The sequence below is a fragment of the Micromonospora sp. LH3U1 genome (assembly GCF_028475105.1).
GTDB lineage: Bacteria > Actinomycetota > Actinomycetes > Mycobacteriales > Micromonosporaceae > Micromonospora.
On record NZ_CP116936.1, the window covers coordinates 231,238 to 245,566 of the forward strand.

Annotated in this window: 16 protein-coding genes and 1 pseudogene; 3 read left to right on the forward strand and 14 right to left on the reverse strand. The window is 72.4% G+C overall.

Features of this window, described 5'->3' with window-relative positions; translation table 11 throughout:
- Complete coding sequence (locus tag PCA76_RS01100; protein ID WP_272614647.1) at nt 1-801, reverse strand: crotonase/enoyl-CoA hydratase family protein; 801 nt, start codon at nt 799-801, stop codon at nt 1-3.
- A gap of 175 nt (nt 802-976) precedes the next feature.
- On the opposite strand from PCA76_RS01100, the gene PCA76_RS01105 reads away from it, so the two are divergent.
- Entirely contained in the window at nt 977-1,831 is an 855-nt protein-coding gene (locus PCA76_RS01105) for a DUF2231 domain-containing protein (protein ID WP_272614649.1), read from the forward strand.
- 426 nt (nt 1,832-2,257) lie between these two features.
- Here PCA76_RS01105 and PCA76_RS01110 read toward each other — a convergent pair.
- Nucleotides 2,258-3,343 (reverse strand): annotated as a pseudogene (locus PCA76_RS01110) (LysM peptidoglycan-binding domain-containing protein); the annotation flags it as partial.
- A gap of 14 nt (nt 3,344-3,357) precedes the next feature.
- Nucleotides 3,358-3,819: a pilus assembly protein TadG-related protein gene (locus PCA76_RS01115; RefSeq protein ID WP_272614651.1), complete on the reverse strand. Its 462-nt coding sequence runs from the start codon at nt 3,817-3,819 to the stop codon at nt 3,358-3,360.
- Between the two features lie 26 nt (nt 3,820-3,845).
- Between PCA76_RS01115 and PCA76_RS01120 the strand changes: the two genes are divergently transcribed.
- Entirely contained in the window at nt 3,846-4,298 is a 453-nt protein-coding gene (locus PCA76_RS01120; protein WP_272614652.1) for an HIT family protein, read from the forward strand.
- A 62-nt stretch (nt 4,299-4,360) separates the two neighbouring features.
- On the opposite strand, the gene PCA76_RS01125 is transcribed toward PCA76_RS01120, so the two are convergent.
- From PCA76_RS01125 to PCA76_RS01170, 10 genes are read right to left on the reverse strand one after another with little or no spacing between them, the layout of a single operon-like run.
- Nucleotides 4,361-4,885, reverse strand: coding sequence for a TadE/TadG family type IV pilus assembly protein (locus tag PCA76_RS01125; RefSeq protein WP_272614653.1), 525 nt, complete (start codon nt 4,883-4,885; stop codon nt 4,361-4,363).
- Nucleotides 4,882-5,325: a TadE family protein gene (locus tag PCA76_RS01130; RefSeq protein ID WP_272614654.1), complete on the reverse strand. Its 444-nt coding sequence runs from the start codon at nt 5,323-5,325 to the stop codon at nt 4,882-4,884. Before PCA76_RS01130 ends, PCA76_RS01125 begins: the two co-directional genes overlap by 4 nt.
- A gap of 5 nt (nt 5,326-5,330) precedes the next feature.
- Nucleotides 5,331-5,534 (reverse strand): hypothetical protein, encoded by a 204-nt coding sequence (locus tag PCA76_RS01135; protein ID WP_088950980.1) that lies wholly within the window; start codon nt 5,532-5,534, stop codon nt 5,331-5,333.
- Between the two features lie 24 nt (nt 5,535-5,558).
- A complete protein-coding gene (locus PCA76_RS01140) occupies nt 5,559-6,428 on the reverse strand; it encodes a type II secretion system F family protein (RefSeq protein WP_272619109.1) in 870 nt (289 codons plus the stop codon).
- Nucleotides 6,429-6,433: 5 nt separating this feature from the next.
- A complete protein-coding gene (locus tag PCA76_RS01145) occupies nt 6,434-7,333 on the reverse strand; it encodes a type II secretion system F family protein (protein WP_272614656.1) in 900 nt (299 codons plus the stop codon).
- Entirely contained in the window at nt 7,333-8,880 is a 1,548-nt protein-coding gene (locus tag PCA76_RS01150; protein WP_272614658.1) for a CpaF family protein, read from the reverse strand. The genes PCA76_RS01145 and PCA76_RS01150 overlap by 1 nt, the downstream gene beginning before the upstream one ends.
- Nucleotides 8,870-9,670, reverse strand: a complete 801-nt coding sequence (locus tag PCA76_RS01155) for a ParA family protein (protein ID WP_272614659.1) — start codon at nt 9,668-9,670, stop codon at nt 8,870-8,872. The genes PCA76_RS01150 and PCA76_RS01155 overlap by 11 nt, the downstream gene beginning before the upstream one ends.
- Nucleotides 9,671-9,672: 2 nt before the next feature.
- Entirely contained in the window at nt 9,673-10,332 is a 660-nt protein-coding gene (locus PCA76_RS01160; protein WP_272614661.1) for an SAF domain-containing protein, read from the reverse strand.
- Entirely contained in the window at nt 10,329-11,294 is a 966-nt protein-coding gene (locus PCA76_RS01165; protein ID WP_442930189.1) for a hypothetical protein, read from the reverse strand. The genes PCA76_RS01160 and PCA76_RS01165 overlap by 4 nt, the downstream gene beginning before the upstream one ends.
- Entirely contained in the window at nt 11,288-11,854 is a 567-nt protein-coding gene (locus tag PCA76_RS01170) for a hypothetical protein (RefSeq protein ID WP_272614662.1), read from the reverse strand. Before PCA76_RS01170 ends, PCA76_RS01165 begins: the two co-directional genes overlap by 7 nt.
- A 793-nt stretch (nt 11,855-12,647) precedes the next feature.
- Here PCA76_RS01170 and PCA76_RS01175 point away from each other — a divergent pair.
- Nucleotides 12,648-13,325, forward strand: a complete 678-nt coding sequence (locus PCA76_RS01175) for a prepilin peptidase (RefSeq protein ID WP_272619113.1) — start codon at nt 12,648-12,650, stop codon at nt 13,323-13,325.
- A gap of 356 nt (nt 13,326-13,681) precedes the next feature.
- Here the strand turns inward: PCA76_RS01175 and PCA76_RS01180 are convergent, their stop codons facing one another.
- The gene (locus tag PCA76_RS01180) at nt 13,682-14,311 is read right to left on the reverse strand and encodes a phosphatase PAP2 family protein (protein ID WP_272614663.1); all 630 of its coding nucleotides are present in this window, start codon (nt 14,309-14,311) and stop codon (nt 13,682-13,684) included.
- Nucleotides 14,312-14,329: the final 18 nt, after the last annotated feature.

Genomic DNA, 14,329 nt, shown 5'->3' on the forward strand with positions numbered 1-14,329 from the left:
CTAGCTGGCACCGGGTGCCGCCGGGAGGGTCCCCCCTCCCGGCGGCATCGTGCCGTGGCGGCCCTCGCCCGCCGCGAACCGGGCCGCGCCGGCCACCGCGTCCGTGGCCAACGAGTTCATCCCGTACGCCAACTCGGTCGCCAACGCCTCCGGCTCGGGCCGCCCGCCGCCGGCCAGCATCGCCGCCCGGTCGTTGCGAAGGCAGGTCTGCGGGTGCCGGGCGATCGCCGCCGCCAGCTCCTCGGCCGCGGCCCGCGCCTGACCGGGTGGGACCAACCGATTGACCAACCCCATCGCGTACGCCTCAGCCGCCGGCACCGGGCGACCGGTGAGGATCAGATCCATGGCCCGGCTCTCGCCGATCAACCGGGGCAGCCGGACCGTGCCGCCGTCGATCAGCGGCACTCCCCAGCGGCGGCAGAACACTCCGAGTGTCGCGTCGGACTCGGCGACCCGCAGGTCGCACCAGAGCGCCAACTCGAGCCCGCCGGCCACCGCGTACCCGGAGATCGCGGCGATCACCGGTTTGCTGAGCGCCATCCGGGTCGGACCCATCGGGCCGTCCCCCTCCGGCTCGACCCGGTTGCCGCTCGGAGTGCCGATCGCCTTGAGGTCGGCGCCGGAACAGAACGTGCCACCGGCGCCCCAGAGCACGGCTACCGCCGCGTCCCGGTCGGCCTCGAAGGCTCGGAAGGCGTCCGCCAGCGCCCGAGCCGTCGGCCCGTCAACGGCGTTCCGAGCCGCCCCCCGATCCAACACGACGGTGGTAACCGCCCCGGCACGCTCCACCCGCACACCCATCAACTCAGCATGCCCGCCCCGCACCACACCCACAATCCCCGTCGATCTTGCGCTTCTGGTCGCCGTTACGCCGGTCTTGCCCGAATCGTCAGGGCAGTAACTGCAAGATCGCGGTCGGTGAGAGTTTGTCGCTCCCGACCGGTTTGCGACCCCGATCACCGGGAAGTCGGTACTCGTGCGAGCGCTTCTGACGAAAATTGAGCAGGCATCCGGGCTGGACCGGGCAGGTGACCGGTTGCAGCGGGTCGTCCTTGGCACGCTGCGTCCGCGGCGGCTGCGAGACCTGCTGCACGGGGTGACCATCGGGCATCCTCTGCATCCGGCGATGGTGCAGGTGCCGGTCGGCGCGTGGATCAGCGCCGCGGTGCTGGACCTGATGCCCGGGCAACGCCGGCCCGCCACCATGCTGGTCGGCCTGGGCACCGTCAGCGCGCTGCCGGCGGCGGTCGCCGGGCTGAACGACTGGGCGGCACTCGCCCGGGACCAGCGCCGGGTCGGCCTGGTGCACGCCGCGGCCAACACCGTCGGCGTGACGCTCTACGCCGGCTCGTTGGCCGCGCGGCTGTCCGGCCGACACGGCGTCGGTCGCGCCCTCGGCTTTCTCGGGCTCTCCACCGTGAGCCTCGGGGCGTACATCGGGGGTCACCTCGCGTACAAGCAGGGGGCGCAGGTCAACCAGAGCATCTCCGAGTTGCATCGGATGACCGACGGCTGGCACTCGCTCATCGACATGGCGACGTTGCCGCAGCGCACCCTGATCACCCGAGAGGTGGACGACGACATCTCGGTGATCCTCTACCGGCACGGTGACGAGGTGACCGTGATGTTGGAGCGCTGCCCACACCAGAGCGGGCCGCTCGGCGAGGGCGAAGTGCAGGAGATCGACGGCCACGCCTGCGTGGTCTGCCCTTGGCACGGCAGCGCGTTCCGGCTCAACGGCGGCGAGGTCGTGCAGGGGCCGTCCGGCAACGACCAACAGATCCTGCCGACCCGGATCCAGAACGGCGTGCTCCAGACCCGCCTGCCCTGACCGCCTGCCCTGCGCGTCTGCCCGACGCCGATGCTCCGCGCCCCCGAGCCGTCGTCGACGGCGGCTTCCCGCTCGCCTGACCCCCGCTCGCGCCGGGCGTTCAGATCAGCTGCGTCGGTGGCGGCCGACCGGCGGTCCGTCCGGTACGGAGTCCAGGCCGTGCCCGCCGGCGAACAGCCCGCCGCCGGGAGGTGTCATCCCACTGCCGTTCGGTGCGGTACCGCCGTCGCGGGGTGTCATCCCACTGCCGTTCGGTGCCGCGCCGTCGTTGCGCGTTGCTGGCGCTTCGATGGCGGCGGCCGCCCGGCTGGCGGCCCACGCGGCACCGCTTCCAGCCGTCCCACCACTGGTCCGCCGTGTGGCACTGCTGGTTCGGCCCGTGCCGTCAGCACCCCGGCTCGTACTCCCGCCGGTGTTCCGGCCCGCGCCGCCCCGGGGCGCGCGGGAGGACGTGGCCAACCGGGGAGCCGCCCCGGCGGTGGCGGGACGGCGGCGCAGCCCCAGTACTGCACCGATCTGGGCGCCGACGATGCTCGCCACGGCCAGTACGGCGGAGACCGCCAGCGGTCGGTTCACCCGGTCGGTCGTGCCGGCTCGGGCTGCGCCGACGGTCATCGCGGGTGGTTGGCCTGCTGACTCCGTACCGCTGGTTGGTGCCGGAGCCACCCGCTCCGGTGCGATCCGCTCGGGCTCCGGCCGGGGCGCAGGCGGTTTTGGCGCTGCGGGCCGGTCGACCAGCCGGCCGGTGGCGTGCTGCCGGGAACCCTGGTCGGCGGCCTCCGTGGGCAGCCGGAGCAGTTGGCCGGGGCGGATCCGGTCCGGGTCGTCGAGCTTGTTCAGCTTGGCGAGCTCTCGGTAGTCGCCGAACTCGTCCAGGTAACGTTCGGCCACCTCACCGAGGTAGTCGCCCCGTGCTACCCGGTATACCGGCGCAGCTTCGCCGTCCGCTGCGGAGCCGCCGGGAGCGGCGAGCCCGGTCCCGGCCAGGCCGAGTAACCCGGTCCGGGTCAGCGGGGCCGCCGTGTCGGGTGTCGCGCCCGCGCGGGTCGACGCGGCCAGGGTGGCGACGGCCGGTGCGTCCGGACTCGCGTACGCCGGGGCGCCGTAGACCGCCGCGGCGCTGGCGGCGGCCGGGCTGGCGGCGAGGATCAGCGCGACCGAGCCGACCAACGCGGCGGCGGCCTTCTGCTGGCGGCCCATCCCGGGCAGCTTCGGCGCGGGTCGGCGCAGGGTCTGTGCCCCCAACTCGACGAGGACGGAGAAGGCGAACGTGGCCCAGCCGAACCAGCCGGCGACAGCCAGTGCCCGCAGGAAGAGCTGACCGTCGTCCCGGCTGGTCAGCGCGGTGCTCACCTCGCTGATCGTGGGCAGGTGATCAGGCAGGGGGTTGCCAGCGAAGGCGAGCAGCGCGATCGGTGCGCCGGCCAGCAGCGCACACAGCACGGCCAGCGCGCCAATGCCGGTGAAGATCCGTCCGGTCCGCCGTACGACGGACCCACCCGATGCGGGCATGGCTGCCTTCCTTCCTACGGTCCTGCGGTGATGGCTCGCGCGGTCGCCTCGCCGGTGACGGTGACCGTGTCCTTGAAGCCGAACAGCCCGAGCATCGAGCGGCGGTAGGTGATCGTGACGGTTACCCGGATCAGGGCCTCCCCGCCGACCTGCGGGAAGCTCACGGTGTGGCCGGCGGTGCCGGCCGCGGTCAGGTAGTTGGCCACCGCCACGATGGCTTCCGGCTGGTCGATCCGCTTCGGCCCGCCCTCGATCGCGGTGGCCCGGTCGATGGCCTGACCGCCGGCACGGGCTGCCTCGGCGGCCAGGTTCTCGGCACGTTGCAGGCTGCGTAGCTGCCCGGCGCCATCGAAGGAGAGGCCCACGATGGCGAGTACGCCGACCATCGTCACGGCCAGGAAGATGCTCACCCGGCCGTGCTCGCCGTGTGGGTCCGCCCGGCCCCACTTTCCTGACCCGCCGAGAAGCCCGGTCATCGGAGACCACGCATTAGTGTTCGACAATGGACTGTTTCACCTGCCGCAACAACGAGCGGATCGGCTCGCTGCCGCCACGTGAGCTCGTCGCAGCCGACGACCACTGGCGGATCGCCCACGCCTTCGACTCGGCCCTGCCCGGTTGGCTGATCCTCGTCCCGCGCCGGCATGTGACCGCGATCGCCGACCTGACCGACGCCGAAGCGGCGAGCCTCGGCACCTGGCAGGTCCGGCTCTCCCGGGCGCTGGGTGCCGTGACCGGATGTTCGAAGACCTACCTGGTGCAGTTCGCCGAGAAGGAGGGCTTCGCCCACGTGCACTTCCACGTGGTGCCACGAATGCCCGAGCTCCCCGAGGACCGCCGCGGCCCTCGCGTCTTCGCCTATCTGGGCGTTCCGCAGGACGAGCGTGTCGATGAGCAGCAGCGGGACGACATTGCGGTGGCGCTGCGCGGACAGCTTGACCACGTCGTCGGATAGGGCCGGGTTTTCGCCGTGATCACCGCGCCTGGTGCGGCACGAGAGCCTGGTCCGTACGCGCATCACGCGCCACCCGCGCTCGTGTCCGCCGCGGAACCGGTGCCCGCCGTCCCGGACCTGAGCGCTCTGCTCCGGTAGCGGTCCAGCGGCGACGTGAACTCCGCCGTGATCCGCTTGTCGGTCGGCATTCCGGGCAGGACGTCGAGCGAGATGTCCTTGAAGGACACCAGGCAACTGATCCCCACGGTCACCGTGGCATCCACGCCGACCGCGCTGTTGAAGGCGGCGTCGAAGCTGGTGGGCTTGCCGGCCACCGAGCCGGTGAACGTCGGGCTCAGGTCGTTGGTGCAGGCCAAGCCGTGCCAGTCCAGTTGCTTCTGGGCGGCCTGCAACGCCTCGGCGCGGGCGGTGCCGGAGTTCCGCGAAATCGAGGCGGCGCGGGCGGCGTCGTGCGCGGCCGCGTCGATCGCCTCCGCCGCGACCGCGCTGCGCCCGACCACGCCGGCCAGCACCATCAGCGCGATGAACGCGGGCGCGAGCACCGCCACCTCGATGGAGACCGAGCCCCGCTCGGCGGTGCGGGTCATGGCTGGGTCACCCTTTCCACCGTCCCGTGGGCGGTTTGTTGCACCGCGAAGTCCACGCCCGGCACCACCGACAGGGACCGGCCGCTCACCGTGCAGGTCACGTCGGTTGCGGTGGTCACGCAGGTCGGGCCGGTCTTCTCCCAGCCGACCAGCCAGCCGCCGGCGGCCCGGAGGAAGCGGGTGGCGCTGTCCACCCCGGCACCGCCTCCGGCCTGGTACGGCCGCTGGGCGTTGACGCCGCTCTGCGCGGCGTTCAACGCCGTGGAGCGGGCGAGGAAGACGGCCGCGACCTGGATCGACGCGAAGAGCAGCACCAGGATCAGCGGCATCATCACGGCCAGCTCCACCGGGTTGGCACCCCGCTCCCGGTTGCCGGCCGCGAGGTGGCGCCGGGCGGCGGTGACCGCCCGGTGCCACCTCGGGAACGCGGCTCGGCGCATGCCGGTTACTGCGGGTTCTTGTTGTTCGGGATGGCGTTCATCCAGTTGTTGGCCTTGGCCAGGGCCAGGCCGGTGACGACCGTCGCAATGAACACCAGACCGAAGATGATCACCGCAGTGGGTACCGGGCTGTCACCGCGCTCACCGTCGCGGCGCAGCTCGGCCAGGCGCGTCGTCAGCGCGACGTGCAGATAGCTGAGGATGGACATGGCGTTCTCCTTCAGGGGATGGGGTCAGACACGGGCGATGAACGGATAGACGACGAAGCCGAGCAGCACGAAGACGAGCAGTGCGCCCGGAATGTCGAGTTTGCTGGTCACTCCCTCGGCGCGAGCGAGGTTGTCGGTGCGGATCTGGTCGCGTAGCGAGTCGGCCCGGCTGCGCAGGGTCTCGTGCACCTGCGCCCCCTCGCTGCCGGAGGAACGCATGATCGCGCCGACGTCGCCCAGCTCCGGAATGCCGATCTTGTCCGCCAGGTCGCGCAGCTCGTCCCAGGGCGCGTGCATCTGCATCTGGGCGATCCGCAGCGACTCCTGGAGCCGGTCGAAAACCCAGCCGTCGCAGACCGCCGCGGCGCGCTCCAGCGACTGCACCGGCCCGTGCGCGGCGGAGAGCTGCAACGCCACCAGGTCGAGGTAGGTGCAGACGGCCTGGCGGAACTCGTCCCGGGCGGAGGCGGCCTTGGTCAGCACGGCCCGGTGTGCCAGCAACCCGCCCAGCAGTGCCAGGCCGAGGCTGCCGAGCACCGGTACGGCGAGCGGGAACGAGACGCCGAGCACCAACAGCGCCACCCCGAGCATGGTCGGAGTGGCGAGCCCGATCAGCGCCGAGAGAAGCACCGACAGCGCGTACTGCTCGGGGGTCTGGCCGATCAGGGCGAGCTGCCGGTGCGGCGGACGCAGCCAGCGGGACATCCCGGTCAGCCAGTCCAGCCGTCGGGAAGTCGGTGCGGCGACCCGGCCGGTGCCCGCCGGCTGGTGCAGCCGGCGCAGCGCCGGCCCGAGCGCGGGAGTCGCCGGCACCAGCTCCCGGATCACCAGGAACACGCCGAACCCGATCCCGGCACCACCACAGACCGCGATGGCCAACTGCCAGTTCACGATCAAGCTCACGCGATCACCTCGCTGGGGTCGGGCGCCGGCAGGAACCGGGCCGGCCTCTGCGGCTGGCTCATCGACCGCACCCAGGCCAACAGGCCGATGAAGGCGGCGCCGAGGGCGGCCATCACCGCCTGACCCACCGGCGTGCCGTACGGCTTGATGTACTCGGTGTTGATCAGCCCGTACGCCAGGGTCGCCAGGGTCATCCCGGTGAGGAAGCGGACCGCGAACCGGGGTTGGGTGCGCTTGGCCTCGATCTCCCGGCGGGTGGCCACCTCCGCGGACGCCGCGCCGGCGATCGAGCCGAGCACGTCACCCAGCCGTTCACCCCGGTCCGAGAGGTGCAGGATCAGCGCCGCGACCACCTGGTCGCAGACCGGGTCACCGATCTCGTCGGCGAAGGCCAACAGCGCCGAGCGGGCCATCCAGCCGGCCTGCAGACGGGCGGCGAGCAGCCGCACCTCGTCCTCGATGCCGGGTGGCACGCTGCCGAGCGTGCCAATGATCGACTGTTGGAGGCCCTGCCCGGTGCCAGAGACGTCCTTGAGCCGACGGGTCCACTCGCCGACCGCCTCGATCCGGGCGATCGCCCGCTGCTCGGCCTTGCCCACCCCGAACAACCACGGGGTGCCGGGCACCGCCACCGCCACCAGCAGGCCCACCACCGGCAGCCCCGTCAGCAGGAATGCCAACGCGCCAGCGACCAGCGCGGCGACCAGCAGCACCTGGTGGGCCCGCTGCTCGGCAGGGGTGCCGGATCCGCTCCACAGTCGACCAAGGCCCGGCCCGCCACCCGGGCGTGGCCCGGGCGGCCGGCGGGTGCCGACCAGAGCGACCACGGCCAGCAGCAGCCCGGCCACACAGGCTGCCCCGGAGACCACCGCGATCAACTCCAGGCTGCCCGGCATCAGGTCACCCGCCGAGCCAGTCGGGTTTGCCGGGGACGTCGCCAGGCACCGGCACCGGCCTCGATCCAGCGGGTCAGTAGCCGCGCGTCGTAACCCACCCGCAGCAGCTGGTCGCGGACCCGCTCCGGCAGGTGCCGGGGAACCGCACGACCGTCCGGGCCGGGCCCGAAGACCGTGGTGGTGGTGATCCGACCAGCTTCGCCGGCCCCGATCACCTCTTCCACATGCGAGACGAAACGGTGTTTACGCCCGCCGATCGCGGTCTCGTCCTCGACGGTGACGTAGACGATCAGGTCGAGGGCGTTGCCGGCCATCCGGCGGGCCTGGTCGACGGTCATCTCGCGGCCGTGTGCCAGCGCCAACTCGACGATCCGTTCACCCACCCCGGCAGATGTGCGGGCGTGGATGGTGCACATCGAGCCTCGGCTGGTGGTCATCGCCTGGAGCATCGGCACGATCTCCCGGGACCGCACCTCTCCCACGATGATCCGCAGTACGCCCATCCGCAGCGACAGCGGGATCAGGTCGGCGATGGTCACCTCGCCCGCCGGTCGGCCGTCGAAGCCGCGCTCGCCGTGCCCCTCCCGTGCCTCGAAGCTCATCACCGCCCGGTGCCGCTCCCGGCGGCGGGCCGGTAGCAGCTCCCGGCTCTCCTCCAGCAACACGTACGGCTCGTCCGGCGGGATCTCGTTCATCAGCGCGCGGATGATCGTGGTCTTTCCGGCACCGGCCAGCCCGGCGACCATGATGTTCAGGCCGGCGCGCATCGCCGCGCGAAGGAAGTCGCGCAGCAGTGGGTCGATCATCTCGTCCAGGTCGCCCCGGCTGCCCGCAACGTCGTCGAGGCTCACGTCCAGGGTGTTGTGCTTGCGGATCACCGCGTACGGGCGGTGGCTGACCAGGAACACCGCGGCCAGCCGGCTGCCGTCGGGCAGTTGCAGGTCGAGGGTGGGCTTCACGGTGGACAGGGACCGCTCGGTCGCCCCGGCCCGGCGGGCCGCCGCCTGGAGGATCTCCACCAACTCGGCGTCGCTGTCGGCGATCGGCTCGGCCCAGTCCACCCCACCGCCGTGCCGGGTGATGCGTACCTGGTCGCAGCCGAGGATGTGCACCTCCTCGATGGTGTCGTCGACCAGCAGGGTTTGTAGCCGGCCGAGCCCGACCAGCTCGGCGGTCACCTGGTCGAGCAGCAGGCGTTCGTCACCGGCGGCCATCGGCGTGCCGGCCCGGCGAACCGCGTCCGCGTACTCGGCGACCACCGTGACGGCGAGCCGGGCCCGCTCGGTGTCCTCCTCGTCGACGGTGAACTCCCGGCCGCGCTGCCACAGGGTGAGCCGCTCGGTGAGTTCCCGGCGTAGCTCCCGGACCACCTGGAAGTCCATCCGGGGCCGGGGTGCCGACTCCGGCGGCGGTGTGGCCGCGGGCAACGACTGTGGCATCGGCACCGACTGGTGGTGTCGGCCGTTCGGCACGGCCAGTGGCGGCGCGGTGGAGGTGACACCCGGCGGCTGTTGGCGCGGGTCGGCGGAGACCGGCTCAAACCGCATCGGGCACCCCCTGCTGCACGGGCCACGCCAGCCGGGCCTTCCGCCGCTCCAGGAGCGCGCCGACCGGCACCTCCAGCGAGGCCGCCGCGCGCATCAGCGGCCGTCCAGCCCGCACGGTCCCGCCCAGGGCGAGCACCCCGGCGGTACGCGGGTCGTGCGGCAGCCGCGCGATCACCGGCAGTTTCAGGGCCCGGCTGATCTCGGCTCGTCCGTGCCCGTCGCCGACCAGCAGCAGCCGCAGAGTGCCCGGGGGCACCCGGTGCTCGGCGAAGTCCCGTTCGATCGCGGTGACCACCGCACGGGTGCCGGAGAGGTCTGGCAGCTGCGCCCGGGTCACCAGCAGCACCACCGAAGCGGCCCGCAGCACCGGCCACGGTGGCCCGGTCACGTGCAACCGACCACAGTCGACCAGGACGTCGTAACCGGGGGTGCCCCGGTCCAGGGCGTTGAAGTAGTCGGCGAAGCGCTGCCAGAGCGGGGTGACGCTGCCACCCTGGGTCGGGTCGACGAGCCCGGGCAGCAACAGTCGTTCCCGGTGGGGTGCGTCCAGGTCGACCAGCTGCGACCAGAACGCGGTTTCCAGGTTGCCGTCGCGCAGCTCTCCGACGGCCAGTTCCCCGATGCCGCGCGGGCCGTCGAGTTGGCCGCCGAGGTAGCCGGCGAGGATCGAGCCGCCGGCCGGGTCGCACTCGGCGAGCACCAGCCGTCGGTGCCAGGCCAGCGCGCAGGCCAGCGCCGAGGTCGTGACGCCGGGCGAACCCTTCGCGGACACCAGCGCGATGATCGCCATACTCAGGCCGCCTCGGTCAGCACGACGGCGATCCGCTCCTGCGCGGCGAGCGCCACCACCGCGGGCACGTCCCGGGTGGGTAGCGCCAGGTACAGCACCTTGTCGTCGTTGGCCGGGCTGACCATGTCGATCACGATGGCCGAGAACCGGGTGCCGGCTGCGGCCGCTGCGTCGGGGGCGTTGTCGTCCGGGGTGCTGACCAGCAGGACCTTGTCCCCGGGGTGCAGTTCGCGGGCCGGCACCTGGGCGGTCTTCAGGCCGAGCGCGATCTGCTGCTGACCGGGGCCGAGCAGCGGATCGTCGGTGACCTGCCCCAGGGTGAGCAGGGTGCCCGGGACCAGCGCCACGGCGGCCCGCTTGCCGATCACCTCGTCCAGCCGGCCGGCGGGCACCGGGCGCAGCCCCTGGCCACCGGCGACCTGCACGGTGACAAGGTCGGCGGAGCTGATCTCCCGGCCCACCTCGACCGGCCGGGCCACCGCGAGGTAGCTGCCGGTGGCCCGGACCGAGGTGACCGCGAATGCCGCGCCCAGCCCACCCAGGGCGATCAGGAGTACGGCGAGACCGAGCAGCCCCGGGCGGACCCGGCGTTGTCGGACCACCTTGGGCGGGCTGACCGGCGCGTCCACCGACCCGGTCCCGTTGCGCGTAGCGAGGCTCATCGGGTCACCACCTGGAGTTCGTTGATCTGGATCTGCACCGTGCCGCTGTTCCGGGTCACCGGAATCACTCCGCTCTCGCCGCCGCCGCGCCAGCTCACCGTCCAGTGCGTGGTGGCGCTGACCCGGTAGGTGTCGGCCTTCGGGTAGCCGTTGTCGTAGCCACAGTCCGGCGACGCGCGGCCGGCAAGGTCCTTGTTCTTCGAGTCGTACGGGGTGCCGGGTCCGTCGCAGGTGACCTGGTCCTTGTTGCCCATGTCCCAGACGATCCGGTCGACCTTCGCCTCGATGGTGACGGTCACGCCCCGGTCGGAGGCGGACGCGGTCAGCGGGCCGAAGTAGCTCTTGCTCGGTGCTGCCCACATCCAGACGGGCAGGCCGACCAGGCCGGGACCGACGCTCTTACGGGGTGCGACCTTCAGCGGTGCCGGCAGCAACTTGATCGACGCCAGGGCGCGACGGGCCAACTCCTCCGGGTCGGGCGGCGCGCCGTAACCGGGCGGCGGCCCGTCCAGCAGCACCACGTCCTGATTGCCCACGTCGGCGCCGCCGTTGCAGGTCTTCACGTACCACTGCTGACCCTCGGGTGCCTCGCCCTGCGGCTCGGCCAACTTGTAGTAGCAGCCGTCGCTGCGGCTGAACCAGCCCAGCACGTCGTCGTAGCAGGGGATGGTCCGCCCGTTCCACTGGCAGACGCCGCCACCGCCACCGCCGCCGTTGTCCCCGCCGCCGTTGTCGCCACCGCCGCCGGGATCGCCTGGGTTGCCGGGTTCGTCGTCCCAGACGCTGCAGTCGGGCTGGTCGGGCGGGCAGCCGGCTCCCGGGTCGGCGCGTCGAGCGGCGGCGGCCGGCAGGGTCACGCCGACCACCAGCAGGAGCGTGAGGCCGATCCCGGCGAGCGCCCGCCGGGATGCTCCGGCCCGGGAGGTACGGGCGGGAGCGCCCCTGCCGCCCCAGGTCAGCACGGCTGGTCCCGGTGCGTCGCGCCGAAGTTGATCAGCCAGCGGCCGTCGGGATAGCGGGTCGCGGTGGCGGTGGAGAGGTGTCTGCCACCGCCGCTGCCCGGGACCACGCGCTTGTCCTTGGCGAAGACCAGCCGGTAGCCGGTCGTGTCCAGGCAGTCCTGGATGTCCACGGTGGCCGGCGTCGCGTCCAGGCTGACGGCGGTCACGGTCGGGTCGGACTTCAACGTCCCGGTACGCATAGCGCCGTGCTCCTTAGCGTCGCGAATGGACAATCGGACCCGAGTCAGAAGTGGATCAGCGATAAACCGGGACAGTTCCGGCGCGCGCGGATCACTGCGCCCGCTCGCCGTACGCGAGGCCGCGAGATAGCCGGAGTACGCGTCAAGCGCCGCCTTTTCGGCAGCTCGTCGTTCGGCGTCGGGATCGGTCCGTTGTCCGTCGTCACGGGCTCCCGTCGGCCGTTCGACCGCCTCCCGTCCGCTGGCGCAGGCGGTGACCGGCACTGCCGCCACGACCGCCAGCAGGCAGATTGCCGCTCGTCTGAGCTGCCGTCCGCGCACCGTCGAGCCTCCTCGTGGTCGCCCGACGCGGTGACGGGTCACCGCCGTCGGGCATGCGGAAGCGCGCCCGGATCAGCACATCCGGAGCCCTTTCATACGCTTCTGCATTCACCGTTACGAATCTTTTACAAATGCAAGGTCCTGTGTCGCTCGTTGTTGAGGTGAGGCTTGCGCCATACCCAAGGGGCGAGCATAGGCTGACGTTCGCCGATGCAACAGAGGCAATTCAAGTGAACACTCTGCGTGATGACAGGTGGTGGTGGCGGGTGTCCGCACTACGCCCCCGGCAATGGCCGAGCGAGGGGTCGTCAATGATTGGGCGTCGCCGGGGCGGCGGGGGACGCACCGGCCTCGTCGGCGGTCCCGAGAGTGGGACATCGCGGCCTCATCCCGGCATCCGAGCGGAGTTGTCAACCGATCGACGAAGTGCCTCCCCCGGCGGGGTGCGGGGCCTGGATGTGGCCGAGAAGGCCCTCCGGCGGCCGAGCGGGCAGGTCGCTTTCTGCGCCATCCGCTACACCGTAGCGATCGTTCAGTCACGATCCGTGTTCACCTTTGTGGGGAACCGCTGGGGCACGATGGAGGCGACATGGCGCTGACCGGGCCCCCGGCAGCCGTTCCGGGTCGGGAAGACCCACCCGATCGGGGCCCGGCGCCCCTGCCGCCAGGTGGCACGGCGGAACCCGCCCGCCAGGCCCCGCCTCCTGGGCGTCCCGCCCGAGGGGCGCTCCTCTCGGCTGTGGCTCGCACCCGGCTCTCGACCGTGTTCGCGATCCTCGCGGTCAGCCCGCTGATGCGGGTGGCTGCGCTGCGCTACGCCGTACCCCCGGGTATGCCGAGCCGGACCGGCTGCGACGCCTGCGGCGCGCCGGTCGGCCTGACCCGGCCCTGGCCGGCGCTGGGCCCGGCGGCCCGGTGCGGTCGCTGCCGGGCACGGGTCGGCCCACCGCCGGGCACGGTCGAGCTGGCCGTGTTCGCGACGGTGGTGCTGCTGGCGCTGGCCGGTCCGTCGGGCGGGGCGCTGCCGGCGCTGGCCTGGTGGCTCGGCTGGACGATCCCGGCGGTCTTCGTCGACCTGGCCGCGCACCGGTTGCCGGATCGGCTCACCCTGCCCGCGGCGGCCGGGACCTGGCTGCTGCTCGGCGTGGCCGCGCTCGATGCCGACCCGGGGCACTGGCTGCGGGCCGTCATCGGCGGCACGGGGCTGGCGCTCTTCTTCGCCAGCACCGCGGTGTTGCTCGGCCGCCGCGGCTTCGGGCTGGGCGACGCCAAGCTGGCGCTCAGCGTCGGGGCGCTGCTCGGCTGGTACGGCTGGTCGGTGCTGCTGTTCGGGCTCCTGCTCGCCTTCGGGCTCTCCGCCCTGGTCAGCCTGGGCCTACTGGCCGCGCGGCGAGCCAACTGGAGCACCCACCTGCCGTTCGGCCCGTTCCTGCTGCTCGGCACGGCGGGCGCGCTCCCCTGGACACTCTGACCTCCCGCCCCACACCCCTCCCGCCGCCTGCCACCCCTCAAGATCGCGCTCGACCATGGATTCAACGCCGTTGTTCGTCAACCCGTCAGCCTCGCCGATCATGGAGTTGTGGTGGGTGACAAAGGCCCTGTCGAACCCCAAACCAGGCACCTCAACTCCTTGATCGACGGGGCTGGCCTGCCCCTGCTCCGCGATCTTGCACTTGCTGTCCCGACACAAGGGGCATCCCACTCATGTCGACGACCACAAGTGCAAGATCGGCGCGGCGGGGCGCACGCTCCCAGTCCAGGGTTCGGCGTGACCTTGGCGGCGAGCAGCGCGGGGAGGCGCGCGCGGGGGCGGAGGTGCGTCGCTGGTCAGGGGCGGGAGCGGCTCGCCAGTTTGGGGACCGGGCTGTTGGCGCGGTCGGCCCGGCGGCGCAGCACCTCCGTCGCGGGGCGGGCCAGCAGGGGGGTTGCCACCACGGCGACCAGAGCGCCGAACAGCACACCCGCGATCACGTCGTGGGGGTAGTGCAACCCTACGAAGACTCGGGAGAAGGCGGCGAGCGCGGCCAGTGGCAGCGCGATCAGGCCGAGTCGGCGGGAGAGCAGCAGCGTGGTGACCGCCAGCGCGCCGGCCACGGTGGCGTGGTTGCTGGGGAACGACCAGTCACCCGGGGGTGGGCAGGCGCCCGCGATGATCGCCCGGCCGACTGTCCGGCAGGGGCGATCCTCGTCCACCACGGTCTTGAACCACTCGCTGCCCGCGTACGCCAGGAGGGCCGGCACCGGGGCGATCAGGGCGAGTGCCCGGTCGTGCGGGCCGCCGGACCGGCGGCTCAGCGCGGCCATCAGCAGCAGCGCGCCGAGCAGCAGGATCACCCCCTCGGTGGCGTGTCCGACGAACCACTGCACTGGCGCAGGGCTGCTGGCGGCGGCGTCGACGACGTCGCTGTACCACTCAGCGCTGATCTCCGGAACGTCCACGCTGCCGGTGTCGACCATGCATCACCTCACCTCACG

What these genes read in the sequence shown, in the direction of transcription:
- PCA76_RS01130 (WP_272614654.1), bottom strand. Translation starts at nt 5,325, where the DNA reads ATGCGCCGAGCCGCGTTCCCGAGGTGGCACCGGGCGGTCACCGCCGCC.
- PCA76_RS01155 (WP_272614659.1), bottom strand. Translation starts at nt 9,670, where the DNA reads ATGGCGATCATCGCGCTGGTGTCCGCGAAGGGTTCGCCCGGCGTCACG.
- PCA76_RS01125 (WP_272614653.1), bottom strand. Translation starts at nt 4,885, where the DNA reads ATGACCCGCACCGCCGAGCGGGGCTCGGTCTCCATCGAGGTGGCGGTG.
- PCA76_RS01175 (WP_272619113.1), top strand. Translation starts at nt 12,648, where the DNA reads ATGCGGGTGGCTGCGCTGCGCTACGCCGTACCCCCGGGTATGCCGAGC.
- PCA76_RS01145 (WP_272614656.1), bottom strand. Translation starts at nt 7,333, where the DNA reads ATGCCGGGCAGCCTGGAGTTGATCGCGGTGGTCTCCGGGGCAGCCTGT.
- PCA76_RS01115 (WP_272614651.1), bottom strand. Translation starts at nt 3,819, where the DNA reads ATGACCGGGCTTCTCGGCGGGTCAGGAAAGTGGGGCCGGGCGGACCCA.
- PCA76_RS01150 (WP_272614658.1), bottom strand. Translation starts at nt 8,880, where the DNA reads ATGCGGTTTGAGCCGGTCTCCGCCGACCCGCGCCAACAGCCGCCGGGT.
- PCA76_RS01160 (WP_272614661.1), bottom strand. Translation starts at nt 10,332, where the DNA reads ATGAGCCTCGCTACGCGCAACGGGACCGGGTCGGTGGACGCGCCGGTC.
- PCA76_RS01135 (WP_088950980.1), bottom strand. Translation starts at nt 5,534, where the DNA reads ATGTCCATCCTCAGCTATCTGCACGTCGCGCTGACGACGCGCCTGGCC.
- PCA76_RS01100 (WP_272614647.1), bottom strand. Translation starts at nt 801, where the DNA reads ATGGGTGTGCGGGTGGAGCGTGCCGGGGCGGTTACCACCGTCGTGTTG.
- PCA76_RS01120 (WP_272614652.1), top strand. Translation starts at nt 3,846, where the DNA reads ATGGACTGTTTCACCTGCCGCAACAACGAGCGGATCGGCTCGCTGCCG.
- PCA76_RS01180 (WP_272614663.1), bottom strand. Translation starts at nt 14,311, where the DNA reads ATGGTCGACACCGGCAGCGTGGACGTTCCGGAGATCAGCGCTGAGTGG.